The 20,178-nt window shown below is 45.3% G+C and carries 18 protein-coding genes and 1 pseudogene; 4 read left to right on the forward strand and 15 right to left on the reverse strand.

Annotation, left to right across the window (positions count from 1 at the left end):
• Positions 1-353: 353 nt before the first annotated feature.
• The 12 genes and pseudogenes from A372_RS36285 to A372_RS33630 all read right to left on the reverse strand — a co-directional run bounded on the left by A372_RS36285 (position 354) and on the right by A372_RS33630 (position 9,977).
• Positions 354-593, reverse strand: coding sequence for an aspartyl-phosphate phosphatase Spo0E family protein (locus tag A372_RS36285; RefSeq protein WP_237728506.1), 240 nt, complete (start codon positions 591-593; stop codon positions 354-356).
• A gap of 230 nt (positions 594-823) precedes the next feature.
• Entirely contained in the window at positions 824-2,116 is a 1,293-nt protein-coding gene (locus A372_RS0108845) for a helix-turn-helix domain-containing protein (protein ID WP_019420477.1), read from the reverse strand.
• 184 nt (positions 2,117-2,300) lie between these two features.
• Positions 2,301-3,563, reverse strand: a complete 1,263-nt coding sequence (gene ltrA, locus A372_RS0108850; RefSeq protein ID WP_019420478.1) for a group II intron reverse transcriptase/maturase — start codon at positions 3,561-3,563, stop codon at positions 2,301-2,303.
• 703 nt (positions 3,564-4,266) lie between these two features.
• Positions 4,267-4,542 carry an IS110 family transposase gene (locus A372_RS38500; protein ID WP_267933994.1) on the reverse strand — a complete coding sequence of 92 codons (276 nt, stop codon included), beginning with the start codon at positions 4,540-4,542 and terminating at the stop codon, positions 4,267-4,269.
• Positions 4,543-4,736: 194 nt separating this feature from the next.
• Entirely contained in the window at positions 4,737-5,291 is a 555-nt protein-coding gene (locus A372_RS0108860; protein WP_019420479.1) for a DUF1700 domain-containing protein, read from the reverse strand.
• Positions 5,284-5,628: a PadR family transcriptional regulator gene (locus A372_RS0108865; RefSeq protein WP_019420480.1), complete on the reverse strand. Its 345-nt coding sequence runs from the start codon at positions 5,626-5,628 to the stop codon at positions 5,284-5,286. The genes A372_RS0108860 and A372_RS0108865 overlap by 8 nt, the downstream gene beginning before the upstream one ends.
• A gap of 314 nt (positions 5,629-5,942) precedes the next feature.
• The gene (locus A372_RS0108870) at positions 5,943-7,112 is read right to left on the reverse strand and encodes a serine hydrolase domain-containing protein (protein ID WP_019420481.1); all 1,170 of its coding nucleotides are present in this window, start codon (positions 7,110-7,112) and stop codon (positions 5,943-5,945) included.
• A gap of 19 nt (positions 7,113-7,131) precedes the next feature.
• On the reverse strand, positions 7,132-7,197 hold the full coding sequence (locus tag A372_RS39515) for a hypothetical protein (protein ID WP_407672911.1): 66 nt from the start codon (positions 7,195-7,197) through the stop codon (positions 7,132-7,134).
• Positions 7,198-7,622: 425 nt separating this feature from the next.
• Entirely contained in the window at positions 7,623-7,850 is a 228-nt protein-coding gene (locus A372_RS0108875) for a hypothetical protein (protein ID WP_019420482.1), read from the reverse strand.
• Positions 7,843-8,235: pseudogene (locus tag A372_RS33625) on the reverse strand (tyrosine-type recombinase/integrase); the annotation flags it as partial. The gene A372_RS0108875 and the pseudogene A372_RS33625, both read right to left, overlap by 8 nt.
• 690 nt (positions 8,236-8,925) lie before the next feature.
• Positions 8,926-9,438 (reverse strand): GNAT family N-acetyltransferase, encoded by a 513-nt coding sequence (locus tag A372_RS0108885; protein ID WP_019420485.1) that lies wholly within the window; start codon positions 9,436-9,438, stop codon positions 8,926-8,928.
• A gap of 104 nt (positions 9,439-9,542) precedes the next feature.
• Positions 9,543-9,977: a hypothetical protein gene (locus tag A372_RS33630; RefSeq protein WP_157259489.1), complete on the reverse strand. Its 435-nt coding sequence runs from the start codon at positions 9,975-9,977 to the stop codon at positions 9,543-9,545.
• Positions 9,978-10,120: 143 nt separating this feature from the next.
• Here A372_RS33630 and A372_RS0108895 point away from each other — a divergent pair, with 143 nt between their 5' ends.
• On the forward strand, positions 10,121-10,900 hold the full coding sequence (locus A372_RS0108895) for a class I SAM-dependent methyltransferase (RefSeq protein ID WP_019420487.1): 780 nt from the start codon (positions 10,121-10,123) through the stop codon (positions 10,898-10,900).
• A gap of 180 nt (positions 10,901-11,080) precedes the next feature.
• Here A372_RS0108895 and A372_RS33635 read toward each other — a convergent pair whose 3' ends face one another.
• Positions 11,081-12,754, reverse strand: a complete 1,674-nt coding sequence (locus A372_RS33635) for a DUF4855 domain-containing protein (RefSeq protein WP_019420488.1) — start codon at positions 12,752-12,754, stop codon at positions 11,081-11,083.
• A gap of 391 nt (positions 12,755-13,145) precedes the next feature.
• Here A372_RS33635 and A372_RS0108905 point away from each other — a divergent pair, with 391 nt between their 5' ends.
• Genes A372_RS0108905 through A372_RS0108915 form a run of 3 tightly spaced genes read left to right on the forward strand, consistent with a single transcriptional unit; the run spans position 13,146 to position 17,080 of the window.
• Complete coding sequence (locus tag A372_RS0108905; RefSeq protein ID WP_407672912.1) at positions 13,146-14,768, forward strand: spore germination protein; 1,623 nt, start codon at positions 13,146-13,148, stop codon at positions 14,766-14,768.
• Positions 14,740-15,849: a GerAB/ArcD/ProY family transporter gene (locus A372_RS0108910; RefSeq protein WP_019420490.1), complete on the forward strand. Its 1,110-nt coding sequence runs from the start codon at positions 14,740-14,742 to the stop codon at positions 15,847-15,849. Before A372_RS0108905 ends, A372_RS0108910 begins: the two co-directional genes overlap by 29 nt.
• A complete protein-coding gene (locus A372_RS0108915) occupies positions 15,839-17,080 on the forward strand; it encodes a Ger(x)C family spore germination protein (RefSeq protein ID WP_019420491.1) in 1,242 nt (413 codons plus the stop codon). The genes A372_RS0108910 and A372_RS0108915 overlap by 11 nt, the downstream gene beginning before the upstream one ends.
• Before the next feature lie 71 nt (positions 17,081-17,151).
• Here the strand turns inward: A372_RS0108915 and A372_RS35395 are convergent, their stop codons facing one another.
• Both A372_RS35395 and A372_RS39520 read right to left on the reverse strand, forming a co-directional pair.
• Positions 17,152-19,464: a fibronectin type III domain-containing protein gene (locus A372_RS35395; RefSeq protein WP_019420492.1), complete on the reverse strand. Its 2,313-nt coding sequence runs from the start codon at positions 19,462-19,464 to the stop codon at positions 17,152-17,154.
• Between the two features lie 378 nt (positions 19,465-19,842).
• Entirely contained in the window at positions 19,843-19,938 is a 96-nt protein-coding gene (locus A372_RS39520) for a DUF488 family protein, N3 subclade (RefSeq protein WP_019420493.1), read from the reverse strand.
• Positions 19,939-20,178 lie beyond the last annotated feature (240 nt).

A 20,178-nucleotide genomic window follows, 5' to 3' on the forward strand; every position in this document is an offset into this window, starting at 1 on the left:
GCTGCTGTTTATCTGGAAATATGAAGGTAGACAGCACATTTCCCGATATATAGGAAACAAGAAACAGCCAGCTCACATGTATTGCATTCATTCCTTTATTCATTCCTCTCTCCCTCAACTCGTCACGAAACCCCAAGTTCTTTGTCTATCCGCTGTATCGCACGCTTGGACTTGAGCAAGGCTGTGGAGGTAAAGATTTCTCTTCAAAATTGAAAGTAGACATTGCATCATGTTTATGCGGAGGAAATCAATATGTAATGATACATTATCTCTATCTATTGATGATATAAAGAGCATTTTAATAAGTAATAATTAACCTTATATGGTTATATTTATCAAGATCATTGATTTTTTTAAAAATTATCTTGTCTTTGCCTCTGAAACTCAAAAAGATAAATGTCTAGCTCTTGACTCAATCTAACAACAGTTTCGTCTGTAAAGCTCTTTTTTTCATTGGCTTTTTTTATTAATTGGTGTCGGATACTTTCGATTCTTTCAAGTAAATAATCATGTTTTACATAGCAAAAATAAAATGGTTCTATTGTTGGAACACCCTTTCGTATTTTATAACAGCTTAAATGGTGGGCACCCACTCTCTAAAATCAGTATAATATAAGTCGTAGAAATCCCATTAAATTCAATTACAGGAAACGAAGGGAACGAAGGGAACGAAGGAAACAAAAATAACAAAAAAAAAGAGTACCTAATCGGTACTCTTACCATGGATGAATCCCTTCATTATTTCCCAAAAACGCTACGCTCGAAGTTACCACAACGACTGCCGAAAAAACGATACTGCTGTATAGCTTTGCTATGAAGCGCTTCACACCAATCCCTCCAATTTATTTTCTTTAGCTGCACTGCGTTCATAATACGCCTTCAGTTTTTCCAGTGTGGGTACGGCCATGGCAGTGCTTTGTTGCAGATGGCTGCACACGATTTGGTTGATGCATTCTTTTTCCTGAACCGTATCATTCACTCTTGAGAAATGAAACGCGCCTTCTAGGTATTCGGTTACTCCCTTATCGAGTTCGCCCACGATAACAAAGTATGCAGCTCGATGATAATAATATTCAGCTAACTGTGAAATGGTGATAGGATTATTAGTGCTGATGGACTCCGTGTATATAGGGTAGGCAATCAACTGTCTGGCCTCATCTAATCGGTTTTCTTGCAAATAGATTTGTATTAACTGATTGCTTGCCGGTAGAGCGGCATCCTGGGTACACGTTTTTAGAAATGATGTAAGTTTTGCGACAGCGCCATCGGTGCTCCCCTTTTTCGCATCGAGCGCTGCCTCCATTAGTACGGAGTTAGCCCTGATGTGAGGGTAGTCATATTGAATATAGAGGCGTGAGTAGTATTCCGACTTATCGTAGTCCTCAATGCGAAAATAAGAATCTCGCAATATCCCGAGCGCATTGATGTAATACCAGTTATTCGGAGCCGCTTCCCCAAGAACACGGAGACAGAGATCAATGCTTTGCGGGTACAAGAATAAATTGAATGCATGTACAGCCAATTTGTAATACAAAGTGATTCTCTCTTCACTGGTTAAAAAATCAACGAATTGAACGATATGTTTACCACTGTCGTAAACGTCCCGGAGCCGGGAAAAGTCGTCTCGATCGATAAGATACACCCGGAATAACCCCTTAGCCAAAAAAGGCATGATTCCATGGTCGCGAGAATAGTCAACGATGAGTTGATACAAGGCTAATTTAATCTCCTTATTTTCCACGCTGTCCGTGAAGGTATAGAGCCGTTCAACCAAGGCGTGACTATCGCCACTAGGTGATTCCAAAAATTTCCTACCTACTTTTTTCACCAGATCAGCATTACCCGAATGCTGAATCACATCCTGCAATACGAAAAGGAGGGTGTCTGCCCTTTTGTCAACGGTTATGTGCAGTTCGACCAAAGTCTCTAGGGGTATTTCCAAGGTGTCTACAAGCGGACGGATGGTCATATATTCCGGCCTTTTAACGTCCCCGTTTTCGATTTTTGATATCGTACCTTTATGTAAGCCTGTCAATTCAGCTAATTGCGATAAAGTCATGTCCCTATTCTGTCTGTAGCGTTGTATTAATTCCCCAATGGACAATACTTGTGCCACCCTATACGCACCTTCTCCCTATTTCAATAATTGACCACCTATATTTTACCATGTTTGATACAAAATATATACATTTATCAACAAATTAACGATTTTGCGCAAAGGTTATGCAAAATCGAGTAGGAGGGGGTGCCTAACCCCCGTCCTCTCACACCACCATACGTACCGTTCGGTATACGGCGGTTCATGTTATATTCCGCAGAAGATTATATCTGTACATTAGACTTCTCAGCCCTTGCTTTAACCAGTATTCGTTACTCCATGCACGACTGAGAATTGGACTGTACGCACTACGCCAATATTTCTTCCGTGTATTCCCCCATTCCCATGCTTTCCCTTTCGGAATACCTAATGCTATCAGGTTCCTCACCCTAGTCCTTGGCAGTTTCCACTGTTTCCAGATGTACATTCGCAATCTTCTACGTATCCATGAATCGAGTGCACTAAAGATTGATGGTGTATCAGCTAAGGCGTAGTATCCGCACCACCCCGTCAGATACTGATTCAGTTCTCTTATCCGCTCTTTCATTGAGATTGGGCTTTTCCGCGCGATGAGTTCCTTTATCTTTGCTTTTACTCGCTGCAAAGAGGTCTGGGATATCCTTACCTTCGGGTTTTCTTTATCCGCACTATAACTGAATCCGAGAAACTTTCGTTTCCATGGACGGTCTACCGCACTTTTCGCCTGGTTCACCTTTAGCTTTAGCTTCTTCTCAATGAACTGCGTTATCGAATGCTTTACTCGGTTTCCTGCCTTCCATGTCTTTACGTAGATATTGCAGTCATCTGCGTACCTCACAAATTTTAAGCTTCTCTGTTCCAATTCCTTATCCAACTCGTCTAGTACAATATTGGACAGTAGCGGACTCAGCGGGCCTCCTTGCGGGGTTCCTTCTCGGCTCAGTTGTACGAGTCCATCTTGGAGTATCCCCGATTGTAGGTACTTTCGAACTAGCTTTAACAGCATCTTATCCGTTATTCGCTCTGCCAGTCTCGCCATCAGTCGGTCATGGTGAACCAGGTCAAAGAATTTCTCCAGATCAATGTCTACCACGATCCGGTATCCTTCTTGCATGAATTGTTTCGCCTTCCTTACTGCGCCATGCCCTCGCCTTTGTGGACGAAATCCATAGCTATGTTCGGAAAACGTAGGGTCGAATACAGGAGTCAATACCTGCATAATCGCTTGTTGAATAAATCGGTCTGTCACGGTTGGTATACCTAATAACAGAGTTCCGCCGTTCGGTTTCGGGATTTCGACCCGACGGACTGGACTTGGCTCATAGGTTCCCTGTTTCAAGCTTTGACGAATGGTTCGCCAATTTTGTAGAATGTGGACTCGTAACTCCTTTACGGTCATTCCATCTACGCCATGGCTCCCTTTGTTCGCCTCAACGCGTTTTAGCGCTGTCAGCAAGTTCTCCCGTGACAATAGTAGTTCTATCATTCGTTGATATACTCCTTGCGTGAATTGTTCTTCTGTTCATGCCGCTGTAAGCTCAGCCCTTCTGAATACCCTCGCGTATTCACCGCTACTTTCTCCAGATAGGTCTCCGAAAAAAAACAGGAGATTGTCTGCCTTTATCACTTACATTCGAAATCCAAGTCGTTCAATTCCTATAACATGTTCGGCCCTTCCGACCATTGTCGTCACAACTGTCGTACTATGACCTCTGCTGACTTCTGTATGTTCAGTCTGCTTTCACAAGCAGATTTACAGAGTTACTCTGCATTCATACAGATCTCCCCAGGTAAGAGCGCTATCTTCCTCTCCATCTATCTGCTTCATTTACTCTCGTATGCCTTTGGCAGTAAGGACTTTGGTTTGTTATGCAACCTCATCCAACATACGCTAGCCTTATATGAAGTTCGTGTTCCTCAGACCGGAGATTTGCCGCCGACTTCCTTCAGATTCGACCTTGCGGTCGACACCCTTGTCTTAAGCTACGGCTACTACTGCCTTCACCGTTCGGGACTTGAACCCTAGAGATAGCGCCCATGCTGGGCGCACATAAAATGAGCAGGCTGCCGCAGCCTGCTCATCAATGTGTGTAATTCAACTATCGTGTCCCGTTAGCTCAATGATCCGGACTTCTACTGGTTCATCGAGAACATAACCTAAACACAAAGTACAGAGTACAGTTTGACCACTAAATATACATAAACACAAAGCTAATCTCCATTTTGAAATGCTCTTTTGCCCAATTGTGATAGCCGCACGACCCGGTAACCCGGCTCATCTCCAGTCGCGAACTCCGATGGCTACGGTGTGCTTTAACGTCCCCTCGGTAATTCATCTCAGCCAAATGCCAAGCATCTGCTGCATCTGTTTTCACCTTACGAAGCTGTGTGCCTTTCGATCGTTTCACTTGCAGGGGGTTGACGATGTAATGAATCCATCCACTGCGTTTAAGATACCCTACCAGATTTCGATGGAATGTCCGGTTGCCTCAAGGACAACAACGGGCATTGTTACGCGATAGGGGTGCATAAGCCCCTGTATAGCGCAGGTTTCCGCTCTCGTTTTGTGAGGGGTAAGGGCTTTACTGCGTGACACACCCATAGTAAAAACGGGGTACGGTTGGTCTATGAATGACCCCGCGCCCCGTTCTTTATATTATTACACTGTTTTCTTTTTCTGACTAATTGTGTGTATATATTTAATAGTAAGCTTCCATAAGACTTTCCCGAGCCAAAACATTAACACACCAATCACAATAGAAATTGGCAAGAACTGCATTGGGCTTGGTGTAAATGCTCCCATTTCGATTGTTATTCCGGCAATATCATATCCCATAAGATACCCGAAAAATTTAACAATTCCGCCTATCGGCGTAATAACTCCGCCAATCATTAAAGCAATGGAAAGAGTACTGATGAACGGCAAAAGTAACATACCGCTGACGCCTGCAAAGCTGCTACAAAATGCAAATATTTCGCCGAATTTACGCCAACTAAATTTACTGTTCTTTGAAATGGCTTCACCTAAGTATGCTTTCGCTAATTCTTTTGGGTTTCCTAACCGTTCGATGATTTTCTCAGAAGATACACCATTATTTTGCAATTCAAGCATTACGCTTTTGATTTCTTTTACAATGTCAATACGCTCGGAATCGGACATAGATTTCAAATACTTTTCAATTTTTACAAGATAGTCATTCATAATTTTATCCAAAGTTTAACTCTCCTTTAATTTCTGATATAGCTGTTAATAAATTATCCCATTCTAAGGACATCGCGTTTAAGTACTCGTTTCCTTTTTCTGTAAGGGTATAATATTTTCTCGGTGGCAAGCCTTCTGTACTTTCTTGCCAAGATGAAGAAATATATTCTTCTTTCAATAATCTTCTAAGCAGTGGATAAATTGTATTTTCTTTTGCAGCAACAATAGGATACTGCTCTAACTTACTTATGATTTCATACCCATAATATGGTCGTTGCTTTATTAGCAATAGAATACAAAAATCGAGTGTTCCTCGCTTAATTTGTGATTTCCAATCATCTACATTCATGTATTGTACCTCCTGCATATATATCGTACAACACAGTACTATATTTATCAATAGTAAATTCAGTACCAACAACCGCCGAACGCAAGCAGAAACAGCGGGCAATGTTACGCAATAGGGGCGCAAAAACCCCTTGTATTGCGCGGGTTTTCCGGGCGCGTTTTGAGAGGGGTAAGGTTTAAAAAGTTGCCGCCATAATTCCAAAAAGCCCCAAATTTATTTTTAAAAGTAAGTTGGGGCTTTTGAACCAGAAAGGTATATTTTTAACTATAAAAACTATGACAAAATTTATCCGTATTTTCCGTTTTCCTTTTTTCCTATTTGCTAAATTCAGCAAGTAAAATATTTTTAAAAGGATTAGGACTGTTATCTCTACCCAAACTGTTCAAACTGACGACCAACGTATGCTTGCCTCCAAGTGTACCTCCAGCAATAGTAGAAAACCCTAGAATGCCACCTGTGTGTCCCCATATCGAGACACCGTTTGGAAGCTTAGTTTCAAAGATTCCAAGACCATATCCATCGATTCCTGCTCTTCCTGTAGGAACTGTAGTAAGCATTTGTTTTAGTTGCTGTTCCTTCAGTAATTTGCCACCGAGCAAGGAAGAGAAGAATTTATTTAAGTTATCAGCAGTAGAAATCATATCTCCAGCCGAGCTACCTGCACTTGGATTATAATAAGTAACGTCTTTTATCTCACTTGCTTCGTCTGGTTGGGAATATCCCCGAGCATGCTTGGTGCCTGGAATAACGCTTGAATTGCCAGGTAGGAATGTATCCGACAATTCAAGCGGTTCAATAATCCGATTTTCAATCTCTTCTGCGTAGCTGTTTCCGGTTACTTTTTCAATAAGAATACCCAGTAATACGTATCCCGTGTTTGAATAAGACCAGCCCTTTCCTGGGACAAAGTCTGGGGGCAGAGAAATCCCCATCTTCACTATTTCATCAGCCGTATACGATTTTTTTGTATCCATAAAATCAGCGTCTTTTGACCTTGAGTATTCAGCGATACCACTTGTATGGTTCAATATCTGCCGGATGGTAATCTGTTTACCATTATATCCGTTTCCTTGAATGACACCAGGCAACCATTTTTCGATGGAGTCGTCTAGATTTAAGCGGTTCTCTCCAGCTAATTGAAGTACAACCGTTGCGGTGAACGTCTTCGTCACGCTGCCAATGCGAAATCGAAAATCTGTTTCCATTGGTTTCTTGGTGCTCAGATTCGCTACCCCAGCGGCATAACCCCACGTTTTTCCACCCTCAGAAGTTTTAGCAAGTATCCCCGGGAATCCAAGTTGCAATGTATCCCGCATTGCTTGCTTGACGGAATTATGATCTCGTTGAGTGGTTGTTTGTAACGAACTAGATACATCTTGAGTGGGCTCTGCTTTTACAATTGAGGTTGGCGATGTGTATAGCAGGGAACTTCCAGTTATTAAAAGGGCCAGACTTGCAAATGTAATTTGACTACGTATTTTCATAAGGCATTCCTCTTCTCTATTAATATTGTAAGTTTGTAATCATCTTCATAATTGTTGTTTTACCAACGCCATTCTGTCCTAACAAGCGGTAAATTCCTCTTTTTTTCGCATCCCAGAAATTAATTCTTTTCCTTAAAATACTCTGTTAACTGGTTTGTTTTTCATATATTCGTCATATCTGTTCCGCCTTTCACACCCACCTCCTGCATATACATCGTACAACACAGTACCTCAATTATCAATAGTATATCAGATTTTTTTATTCAATGAGAGATATTTGAAAGAAATTCAGTATCAACAACCGCCGAGCGCAAGCAGAAACAGCGGGATGTTACGCAATAGGGGCGCATATGCCCTTGTATAGTGCTGGTTTCCGGGCGCGTTTTGAGAGGAGCAAGGGTTTTATACCTTTTCCCTCAAAATCATCGTTCTGCTGCGTGACACACCCATAGTAAAAACGGGGTGCGGTTGGTCTATGAATGACCACCGCGCCCCGTTCTTTTTTTGTGCTTATGGTTCAGTTTCCTTTTGCCGTTCGGCTTCTCTTGGCTGTCGCAAAATCCCATCAATGTTCCGCTTGATAACGTCGTATTCCTTTACCTGCTTTTTCAGTTTCCCATAGTCGGTATACAGCTTTTCCTCTTGAAGCCTTTTGTATTCCGCTTGCAGGGCGGCGATGTTCGGGAGCCTGCCGCCGATCTGCGCTGCCTTTAATACTTTGGTGGCTGCTTCATACAAAAAATACTGCTTTCGTGCCCTGCGCGACGCCTTGTTTGACAACGGCTTCAAACGCCTTGCGTTTAGTGTTGTCCAGAAGTTTTGCATAGCTCATTGTCATCTCTGGAGATGCATGGGCCAATAACTCCTGGACGGTTAATATATCTGCACCGCCGTTTAGCATCTTAATTGCATAGGTGTGACGAAATTGATGAGTTTTAAAGTAGAATACGTTACCGCATTCATCTGTGATATTCAAATTCTTTACCAAGCTGTTCAATTTCTCTCCAACCCATAATTGAGAATAAGGTCTACCTTTCCTTGGACCACGAATTCTTATGAAAATATATCTTTCTGGATTGTTGTCTTCATTACTGTTCTCAATTGAATTTTTAATTAAAGCCGCTGTTCTTAATTTTCGAGAAGTCAATAAAATATTGAGATTTCGACATATTATAATTTATCTTATATGTATCATACAAAATTCGAATGTCCCAACGGTCTTTGTCCCATTCCTCGCGAGCATCGATTAGTTGTGATATAGAAAAGCGCATATGTCTTAAAAATTGAACATTTGATTATTTGTTCTCCGTACACATCATGTTCCCTTATTGTATGTGTGCGGATGTTCTGTTTCTCCAACCAGAATAACCATTCCCGATCTGACTTACCAATGTCCAAATCAAGTAGTGATCCTAGTCGAGGGTGTTTTTCATTAAGAATCTTGTGAGCTGGTTTATGTTCGTGAAATTAGTTCCGAATAAGCTTGAAAAAGACCAATCCTCATTAAATAACTTATGGAACACAACATACTTCATTTTTAGAGTAACAAATGGGCTATAAAACTCGAACCGAATGTTTTTATTAGATCGATTATATTTTTTTCGCTGATCATGAAAATTAGTTATAGAACCTATCACATCTACACTCCAAACGTTTTCAGTCAAGAAATAGGGATTCTCAACTTTGCGAAACGACACAGATCCATCAGCATTAACTAACCGTTCCTCTATTTACGATACTATAATTAATACGGTCTAATACTTTATTTTCAGTCTAATACTTTATTTTCTCAAGACATTTAGTCAAGCCCAGCTCAAGACTGGCACCCTATTCCTGAATAAATCAAATGCTTCTTATTAAAAATATGTTCTTCTCTTTCAAATGTAAATCCTATTTTTTCTGCTACTCTGATGGATTGAATATTGTTTGGAGCAATAATGCTTACCAGTTTGTTTTTCTTTAATTGTTGGAACCCGTATTCTTTACATTTTAACGCTGCTTCGGCAGCAAATCCTTGCGACCAGTATCTTTTATTGATATGATATCCAATTTCCACTTCAGCTGCCCCGTTAATGATTTGTGTTATAAGTCCACAATCTCCTATCACTTCATCCGTATCTTTTAAACACACCGCCCATAATCCAAAGCCATCCGCTATATACCTCTCTTGATTGCGGGAAATCCAAGCATGTGTTTGTTCCATTGTAAATGGAGCTGGATAAAACTTCATCGTTTCCGCATCAGAAAATATTTTATGTAAAGCGGAAGCATCTTCTGCTTCGAAATGTCTTAAATAGAGTCTTTCTGTTTCTAAAATGAAACTCATCCTAAACTATCTCCCTTAACCTGTGGTATTACATACTATTATATACAAAGAATAAGCCCTCAAGATTATACATCTCGAAGGCCGCATGTAAAAAATTGCAATATTTATGCTTTTTCTTCTTCAATACTCGATAAAACCTTGAATTGCATCTGCATTCCTGCCCCTGCCTGCATATTCAGCAAGTTGATGACATCCTTCGTATTCTGAGTCATTCCATCTTCATTTGCATATTGTTTACCGGAAAGACTGTGCAGATCGTTACCGTCACTTATGGATTCGTCCTCGGCTTGCTTTGCTTCACTTAACAAAATTTTGGTGCCGTCCGGCCTAACGATATATTGCCGCACATAAGCCCCTTCCCTACAAGTAACTAACTTCCCTTTTTTCTCCTCACCTTGCTTATCCTCTGCCTTCTCAGCCTCTTTTTCCATAAGCACAGAACTAAACAACTCTTTATTCGCATTGGAATTCGCTCGTTGAGCGGTAAACGTATAGCTTCCACCAGAATGAATACGCATACTTACACTTCCTTTTTGCACATGATAATTACTCTAAATAATATAGCTCTTAACTAAATATCGGAAGACAATGATTAAAAGTTAATCGTGCTTGCTTCCATTTATAGAGAGCAAGACTTAAAATTGATATGAACATATCAAGTGGTTTCTTCGAGGAGGTTCACATGGTTACCGAAAAACGAGCAACTTTCAATGAAGTCGCGGAGCTATACGATAAAGCCCGGAATCATTATCCAGACTCCCTATTTGACGAATTGCACAAGCTTACGCAACTGCCTTCCGCTGCACGTATTTTGGAAATCGGTTCGGGCACGGGAATCGCCACGCTTCCGCTTGCAGAACGAGGCTATCGCATCATCGGAGTCGAACTTGGACACGATATGGCAGCAGTTGCACGGCATAAGCTGGCCGCTTTCTCCAATGTCGATATTCAGCTTGCCTCCTTCGAAGATTGGCAGCCTCCGGCAGAGCCGTTCGATCTGGTCCTTTCCGCAACTGCATTTCATTGGCTTGATCCGGACATCCGGTTCCAGAAGACAGCTTCTGTACTGAAAGACAGAGGGCATCTGGCAATCGTAAAATATCATCATATCGCGGGTGGCGATCAGTCCTTCTTTGACCAAGTGCAGTTATGCTATGAACAATATAAGCCACACTCAGAACAGCTCCAACTTCCCCGCATGGAGGATATGTATCCCGATACAGAAGAGCTTGTACAGTGCGGATTGTATGAGCAGCCTGTCATACGAAGGTATGTCACGGAGGAAACCTATAATCGTCAACAATATCTCGATTTATTAGCAACGTATTCCGATCACCGAACTCTTGAACCATTGACTCGACAGCGTCTTTTTGAATGCATAGGGACTCTTATTGATAACGATTATGATGGTAAAGTGAGAAAATGTTACTTACATGAGCTCATCTTGGCACGCAAAGCTTAGTATTCAGCAGAACTAATGATGGCACGCCTAATCTATCTTCACTGTTATGTATATTTCGGTATGAGGCAATTACAATGTGCCCACAGGAGAGATTGATTCGTATAAAGAAACCGAGCGAAGCGGACGGAGGATCCGTCCACTTCGCTCGGTTTAAATTGTCGGCTGGCGCCTAGTAGAGCACTACGTGACAGGTTGCTTCTGATAGGTTCCTTTAATGAATTGGTACATCCAATCGTACAATTCGCGTGCGCGCGGATCGGTGCTGCGGGCGCTTTCCAAGAGTCCGTCCACGCCCTGATAGTATGCCTTGAAGGCCCCTGTCATGAATCCGTTATCCACACCGCTGTTCAGATATTCAAGATACCGCTTACGGAATTCCGGATCATGATTCATCCGTTCATCTGTTTCCATTTCAACCCCAAGTCCGTGATGTCTCGCCAAGTAAGCAGCATCATCAACTCGTGCTGCCTGCGTTCCGTCGAAATAGTGGTTCGGTTGCAGTACGGTTGCATCGAATCCGAGAGCTCTTCCTGCAAAGTTCATGTTCGCAGAGAAGAACGGAATCCAGAAAAATTTCTTGCCTGCTTGGTGCACCAAGTCACGTGAATAGCTAAGCAGATTCATATCAACGGATTCTCTTCCATGCTCTACGCCTTCGGCCAACCAGTACATGCCAACCAAATCCAGTCGATCATAGTGACCTTGCAACCAACGTTCTTTCACTTGATTCATATACCATTGAATCGCCTTCGTACGGTTAGCAAAAGCAGCTTCTTCGCCAACTTCGGCAGCATTGAAATTTTCGGACACGCCGTCGCCGTCCACATCGCCAAAGTCAGAAATCTTTTCGCCTGCATACGGAATCATCAATACGACTTTAACTTTATGATTGGAATCATTGAGCTTGGCTCCGGCTTCTTTAACTGCTTCGTTTAAGTTAGCCATGTCACCATCCGCTTTGAACGTCTTATCTAAGTACCAGTTCCAATCGCTTAATAAGGCAGTGCTGCCGAAGTCACGCTGATCATCATCTGTTTTCAGCCCCAAATACAGCACCCCGTCATACATCCAGTCCGTCGAAATTCCCTGCTCGTCGACATAGCTGACGTATGGGATGATATTGTCTTTCTTCCAGTCGCCGCGGTCATTTTCATATTTGCCGTTGTACAATAACAACAAATCACGAATGTCCGCCGTATCACGACCTGGCTTCAAATAATCAGATGCAACCGGTTTCAAATTAAAAGCATCATTTGTCTTCCCATCAACGCCATAGATCTCAACTTCGTCTAAGAATACCCACACCGTAGTCGTTATTGCTACTTTCACGTAACGAGCATACGCTTTACTCGCGTTGCGGGAAGGATGAGGAACACCGTCCACTTTACCATCCCATACGTAATCAACGCCAGTAGCAGTCTTATCTGCCCAGATCGGTTCCGGAGAAGCCATATGCTTCACAGGCGCCCAGTTCTGTCCGTCTTCCGACACATAGTAAGAGAGTATATTCGGACTGTAAATTGCAGCAGGGCCTTCATACAAAAAATGCGTTTTAATGCGTCCTACCGATTTGTTCTCACCCAGATCAAACGTAATCTCACGCGTTTTTCCACCTAAGAATGCGACCCAAGCGGAATCCCAGAACGCGTTCAAATCTCCAAACTTTCCATCTGTCAATCTGTTCCCGTTATCTTGATGCTCTTGGTGCGGCGCTTCGGAATACGAATATGTGCTGTGCGGCGCTAAGTTTTTCATCTCTTGAGCCTCACCTCCTTCGGCATATGATACTTGCATGGTTGACAACATCAAGACCGCGGCAAGCAACAAAGAGGCCCATTTCTTCATCTTATTCATTAACTGGTCTCCTTCCCCTTGTTAAAGTGGCAACAGGAACCATCGTCTGAGATGAGGCTCATGTTGTTACTTTATTATAGATCGGAGAAATTCGACAAATTATAATTATAGTTCAAAAAACCTGTACAATTTTCCAGAATGATGACATCTAGTCGGCAGCATTATCTTGAGCGGATCGATACATGAGCTTCCAATTAAGGATAAACACAGTGAGACTCGCTGTATATTCCATACTGGAATGCGCATCCTACACAATATGGTGATGATAATGAGAGATCTATCGTTATTGAAAATTCCAACATGGGACATATGGCTGGCGGCTGGGTTCAGCTTCCTAGCTCCCTATCTTGTCTACAGGCTATTCCACTGGCTCGGCACGAACGAGCAATTCATGAAACGGTGGAAATCGTTAAAATCCAAACCGAAAGCCTCGGCCCAGCCGACACTGTGCTCTCAGCTGCGGCAGCCGCCGGAGAAGACAGAGGATGAAGCAATGCTGCACCGATCGCTGAACCAAAATGTGGATGCAATCTGCAAGCAGATCGGGGACAATACAGACTTGTACCTGCGTCCATTTCAATTCGGACAGCACATGAAAGCCATGCTGCTGTACATGGACTGCGCGACCGACAAGCAGCTGCTGGACGAATTTGTTTTGAAACCGCTCATGAGACTGTCTTCTGATGGAGTTACAGACCGGATGGATCCGAATCGGTTCGTCCGTCGACTCCGTCTCGAATGGATTCCGATGAGCGAGCTCGAAGACACGGCCAGCCTGACTCGGTCCATCTCGGCAATGCTGGTTGGTTCCGCCGTCTTGCTCGTAGACGGATCCGACCACGCCATTCTTATCGGCGCTAAGACGAAGCTGCTGCGCGCTATCGACGAACCCTCGACCGAGGCGCTCGTACGCGGTCCGCGCCTTGGCTTCATCGAGTCGCTGCGCGCCAACACCGTTATCCTCCGCGACCGGACGAACGATCCGAACTTCAAAGTAATCGGCTTCGAGCTCGGCCAGCGCAACCGGAAGAAAGTGTCCCTCTTCTACGTTCAGGACATCGCTCAACCCGAACTCGTCGAAGAAGTGAAGCGGAGAATCAGCCAGATTGACGTTGACGACTTGCCCGAATCGGGCTATATCGAGCAGTTGATCGAGGACAACTATATGTCCCCTTTCCCACAGCTGCAAACTACGGAACGACCCGACCGGGTCATTGCCGGACTATTGGAAGGACGGGTCGCCATCATGCTGGACGGGTCGCCGTTCGCGCTCATCGCGCCCGTCACCTTCAACATGCTGCTGCAGACGCCAGAGGATTACTACACCCGCTGGATCCCGGGATCGCTTCTCCGCGTGCTGCGTTATGTATCAGCCTTCGTATCCTTGTTCGGGCCTGCGCTGTACATCGCCTTCATCTCGTTCCATCAAGGTCTTATCCCGACGAAGCTTGCCATCTCGATGTCAGGCACGCGCGAAGGGGTACCGTTCCCGCCCTTGGTCGAAGCGCTGATGATGGAAATAGCGATCGAAATTTTGCGCGAGGCGGGCCTGCGCCTGCCAAAACCAGTCGGGCAAGCCGTCGGGCTGGTCGGCGGACTCGTCATCGGGACGGCGGCGGTGGAAGCCCACCTTGTCAGCCCGCTTATGGTCATCGTCGTTGCCTTGACGGCGATTACGTCCTTCGCCATTCCACAGTATGAGGCGGGCGTTGCCATTCGGATGCTGCGTTTCATCGTGATGTTCTGCGCAGCCACCCTGGGGCTGTACGGCATCATCCTTTTCATCCTCATGCTGCTGACGCATGTCGTCAAGCTGAAGAGCTTCGGCTTGCCTTACGTCTCGCCGGCCGTGCCGTTCCGGTCTAACGACTGGCAGGACTTTCTGTTAAGGCTGCCATTGTTCAAGCTGGTGCTTCGGCCGCGCATGCTGAAGCCGCAAGACCAGCAGCGGGAAACTGACATCGCGAAGAAAGGAGGAGATAGGGATGGGTCCGGCCGCCAATCTCAATCCTGATGACCTATCGCCAACCCAAGTCGCCGTCATTCTGGCGAATGCCATACTCGGCACGGGTATTCTTACGCTGCCACGCCTCCTCGCCGTCGCGATGGATACGCCAGACGGTTGGGTTCCGATCATGATCGGGGGCCTCATCGTAATTGCCTTCGCGTCGTGGTTGGTGAAGATTGGGTCCCGGTATCCGGGACAAACGTTTTTCGACTACAGCCCAACGCTGTTCGGCGTCTGGTTGAGCCGGCTGATTGTCGGTGTCATGATCGTGTACTTCGTCTGCATTGCTGCTTACGAAGTTCGCGTGCTCGCGGAAGTGGTCGATATGTTCTTGCTGGAGCAAACGCCCAAATCCGTCATCATCATTACGATGATGTGCGTGTCGGCTTACCTTGTCTTCGGAGGGATCGGAGCCATTTCCCGCATGTGCGGTCTGCTGCTGCCGCTGACGGTGCTGGTGCTGTTCTTCTGTTTTGCGCTGAGTATGAAGAGCTTCGATGCCAACAATTTACGTCCGGTGCTCGGGGAAGGTGTATACCCCGTCTTGAAGGGCATCTGGCCGTCCGCCATGAATTTTCTGGGGTTTGAGATTATGTATATCCTTCCGGCCCGCATGAAACATCCCGAAAAAGCTTATAAGGCGGTGTGGTATGGTATCGGCATCACGACCGCGGTCTACTTCTTCAGTTATATCGCCGTCATCGGAGGACTGTCGACCGAAGCGACGAAGACGGTCACCTGGCCGATGATTTCGCTTATTCGTTCGTTTGAGTATACCGGCATCTTGTTCGAACGGTTCGATTCGTTCCTGATGGCGATATGGATTATGCAAATTTATACAGCGTTCTTGCTGTTTCACTATTTACTCGTCTCCTCGCTGAAGGTGTTCGGGGTGCGGCGGCCATATGGAGGCGCGTTTGCTGTGCTGCCCGTCATCTATATGCTGGCCATGCTGCCTCGCAGCACGTTCGCCATTCTGTCTTTGTTCCGGTATGTTGAATATTTATTTCTCTTCACTATCGGGGTCGTGCCTGCGCTCTGCATGGTAATGAATTGGATTCGGAGGCGATCGCAGCATGAAGCCTAATTGCAAGCTTAAGCTGCGTCGGCACCTCGCACGCTGGTCATGTCTGCTGCTCGCCTCGCTCGTGCTGCCCGGTTGCTGGGATGCCCGCATGATCAACCAATTGTCCATCACGAGCGGGGTCGCTCTGGATCAAGCTCCTCCGGAGCAGATGACCGAGGAAGGAGCAGTCGGAAGGAACAACGGCAATCTGCCCCAGAACCCGAACCGCCTGCAGGTGACCTTCGAAATCATTATTCCGAAGATTGCGTCCGGCATGCCGTCCGGCTCGTCCACGGCGAAGCCGTTCACAAACATTACAGTGACTGGGGACACCGTGCACGAATTGACGCGGCGCATCGCCCTCGAGACGAATCCCATCTTCGCAGAGCACGCCAAAGTCATCTTAATTAGCCGCCAGCTGGCTGAAAAAGTCGATTTAACCAGGCTGCTCAATATGTTCTACCGTGACGAAGGTTACCGGGAGAGCTGCGTTATTTTCCTTACGGAAAGCGATGCGAAATCCGTGTTCTCGGTAAAAGGGAACGACATCCCTACGGACACCATTATGAGCATCGCGGACAATCAATTCCGCTCCACGCGGGTGCTTCCGCTATTGACGCTGCAGAAGACGATGGAGAAATTGACGAACGGCACGAGCTTCGTGCTTCAAAGCCTGAATGTATACAACGGCAAGCTAATGTTCCATAGCGGTGCCGTCATAGACGGCGCCACCAAACGGTTTACTGGTTATATGGGAGCATTGGAAATGCAGGGGCTTGCTTGGCTGCACGGTAAAAAAACCGGCGGACTCGTACGGATTCCGGAGTTCGAGGGCAAACCATCTTTCGTATACGAAGTCAAAAAGATGACTTCCCGCATCATCCCGGTCGTGAACGGCGATCAGATTTCCTTCCGGGTTCAGATCAGATCCCGCGGACGAATCTCGGAGGACTGGCGTCCCTTGCAGACAACGGAGAACAAGCTGGATATCGAACGGCTGCTGCAGGATTCCCGCCGAGACGTCGAACGCGAAATCCGCCTGATGACGCAAAAAACGCTGGACCTGATTCAGCGCAAGTACCAGACCGACATCATCGGCTGCGGCAACGAGCTGCGCATTCGTTATCCGCAAGTATGGACCAAGGTCAAGTCGAATTGGAAACGCACTTTCGCCGAAGCTCCCATAACGGTGGACGTCTCGATTGACATCGAAGATTTTGGCCTGGAGAATATGCAGTTAGAAAAAAAATAGCATTCAATGGCAAACAACCTTAGCGCCTTACAGGCGGCTAAGGTTGTTTGCTGTGTTGCTGGAGACGCTCCTTATTGCGCGTGAGGGATTTCTGCCGGTGTCTCTATATGCGCTGGTCCCATGGCGGCATTGCTGACATGAACAGGCTCCGAATTATTTCTCACTCCGGCCGCTTTAATGACAAAATGATAGCTTTTGCTTGAATCAACGTTCTTCAATGTATATTTATACTCGGTTTGACCTGCGACTGCCGGGATATACAGGCTCCAATTTTTTCCCGCCTTATCATCTTGCTCATAAATTCTGAATCCCCTGACAGGCTCCGAGGCGCCGGAAGGAGCGTTCCAGGAAATAACCGCTTTTCCGTTCTCGACTTTGATTTTAACCTGCTCGACCTTGGCAGGCTTATCGTCCGTTCTCTTGATGCTGTACTCGTCGTATTTCTTTAAGCCCTCGCCCTTGGCCGCGGTATAAGAGGTAAATTTCAGAACGTCTTTGGAGATAGAAACGTCCGTGAACATTTTTTTGAAAGGTTGAGCGTTAATGGCCGCAAAATAATCATCATACCCTGGATATTTCTCGTAGAACTTTCCGCCCACGGAGTTAGTCATCAGATACACGGTGCCTTTCGGATCAACAACATGGCCATCTTTATCTTTTACAACATTTTTGATGGGCTTATCGTTCAGCATTTGATAGGATCTCATGTACATATGGTCATGCGCTTCGAACACCATATCTATGCCCATTTCATCGAATACAGGCACAAAATATTTTTTGTAAAATTGGATGCGGCCGTCTTCCCACTTCCCTGCATTGTCGCCTGCGGAGTAAGGCCCTTTGTGGAATGACACAATTTTCCACTTTTTGTCAGTCTTCGCAACTTGATTCCTCATCCAGTCCAATTGGGCATTGAATTCAGGATCCGCCCACTCTAATTCACCTTTCTTATTGAGTCCGCCCTCGAACTGGGAGTTAAATTGCATAAAGAGCGCGTCTCCATATTCAAAAGCATACACGGATCCATCATGAGTGCCTTGAACTACGTCTTTGGGCAAGTTAAAGTGGTTGTAAAAATTGTTATTTTCTGTCGTCTCATCACCGTCGAAATCTTTCACTTCATGACCGCCAAGTACGGGCACGAAAGGAACATGGGCAAATTCATTTTGCGGAATGCCTAGAAACCACTGCCATTGGGACTCCAAATCGCCATTATCCACCAAGTCCCCGGTTAAAATAAAGAACTTCGGATCGCCAATATGATCGATCGCTCTGCGGAACGTGTCTTGCCACAGCTCGAATGTGGATTTGCTGGAGGCTTGCGAATCCGAGCCTACAATAAAATGGAAACCCTCATTGCCCGCTTGATCGGTGGTGAACGAACCGATAGGGCTCCATCCATCCGCATCCCCATTGCCTGCACGGTATTTGTATGCCGTACCCGGCCTGAGATTATTGGCTATGACCTTATGGCTCGCAAACTTTGTCTTTTTCTTTGAAGCCCGATCGCTTTTTACCATGAAAGTCTCGATAATCGTGGCACTCCCGGTATATGTAACCGCTTTGGCTTCAGGAAATATACCGTTCACCACCTCGGACGCTTCAACAACCTGCAGCTTCGTGCCTGTGATGTCTTTCGGCGTGTACCATGCAAATGCCGTGCTTGTTTTGGGATTTCCATTGAGCGTCATATTTAATAATTGGGGCGCTTTCTGGGAAGTGTTCGTTTTTTGCATGCCTTTGACAATGACATCCTTTATTCTGCTTGAACCTGTCTCGCCTATCGAGCCACTTCCTGATACTCTTGCATTTGAGTTCACGACCCAGCGGATATATAGCCGTTCCTGGTCATTGGCATCGCTTGGGAGCGCAGCATCCGACAATGAGCCGGCAGCTTTGTAGTCCGTGCCAAGCACCAGCGCGCTGTTGTTAACATCCTTCCAATTGGCCAAGTCTGTGCTGATTTGAACCTTAAAATCACGAGGCCCTGTGCTTGACGACTTCTGTTGCGAAGCTAAAGTAATATGCTCCAAGCCCTTTGTCGAGAGAGTGGCAACCCAAGCTTTTTTGTCTTTTCCATTGTCCCAGCCTTGGTAACGGATGCTTTTCTCGCTTTCTTCAAACGTAAAGCCCTTTCTGGAGTTCCCCCCAACCTCTTGAACAAGCGTAGAGGAATCTTTATACAGTCCAGATGCAGCGTAGAACACGCCGGGATCGTTCTTCATGTTCTTGAATTCCCATTTCGCCACAATCTCTGTGCTAGCCGCCACTGCCTGTTCTTTCGTCTCGCTTGCAAAGGCCATATTGGAGAATAACAGCATAAACGCTAATAACATGGGGAGCGTTCGATAACACTTCTTTTGCAAAGCGCGATTAACCTGCATTCCATTCCCTCTTTCCTCACAAAGTAAAATGAAAATCTTTACCAAGAAGATGGTAGCACATTTTAATGTTATGCCTTGCCCGTTTACATAAACTATAATTTCGCGTTTAAGAGAGTCTGTTATAGTAGTGGATTTGAATGTTGTGGACTGGCGCGTTGTTGATCAGGATTCATAGTCAAAGAAATACCAGAGGTATGCAATCTGTTCACATTATATGATAGCTTAATTTGAACTTATTGCCTCACTCCCTTTCTAAGTGAACAAAACACGACCAAAAAATGAAATCGATTAAACAGGGATATCATACTCTAACTAGTTTTTTTTGTAAACAAAGAAAAGACTTGTATATTATTAGTGCAGCTGATTATTTACCCGCGTCTATTCCCCTAGCCATACTCGATCCACCAACACGCGGACACCGTCGATGACTTCGGGATGATCATATATGCGTTTCATTTTGAACTCACTCATCATTATCCATCTTCCTCCCAGATATTTGTTTTTATTTGCTGGAATACTTGTAGAAAAATCCCGGCAGACTCGTCCGCCATAAAGGCTGCCTTTGCACGAACATCCTGCTTAGATTCCGACTCCAGCAATTTTGCAAGGCTCGGCGAAGTGGCTGAAGCGCCATCCTTCGGTCTTCGCGGATTGAACAAATCGCCTTCATTTTTGTAAAAAATGCGCAGGATTCGATCCTTTGTGCATATCCCT

Origin of the sequence: Paenibacillus sp. OSY-SE (assembly GCF_000283315.1) — a bacterium.
Taxonomy (GTDB): Bacteria; Bacillota; Bacilli; order Paenibacillales; family Paenibacillaceae; genus Paenibacillus_B; species Paenibacillus_B profundus.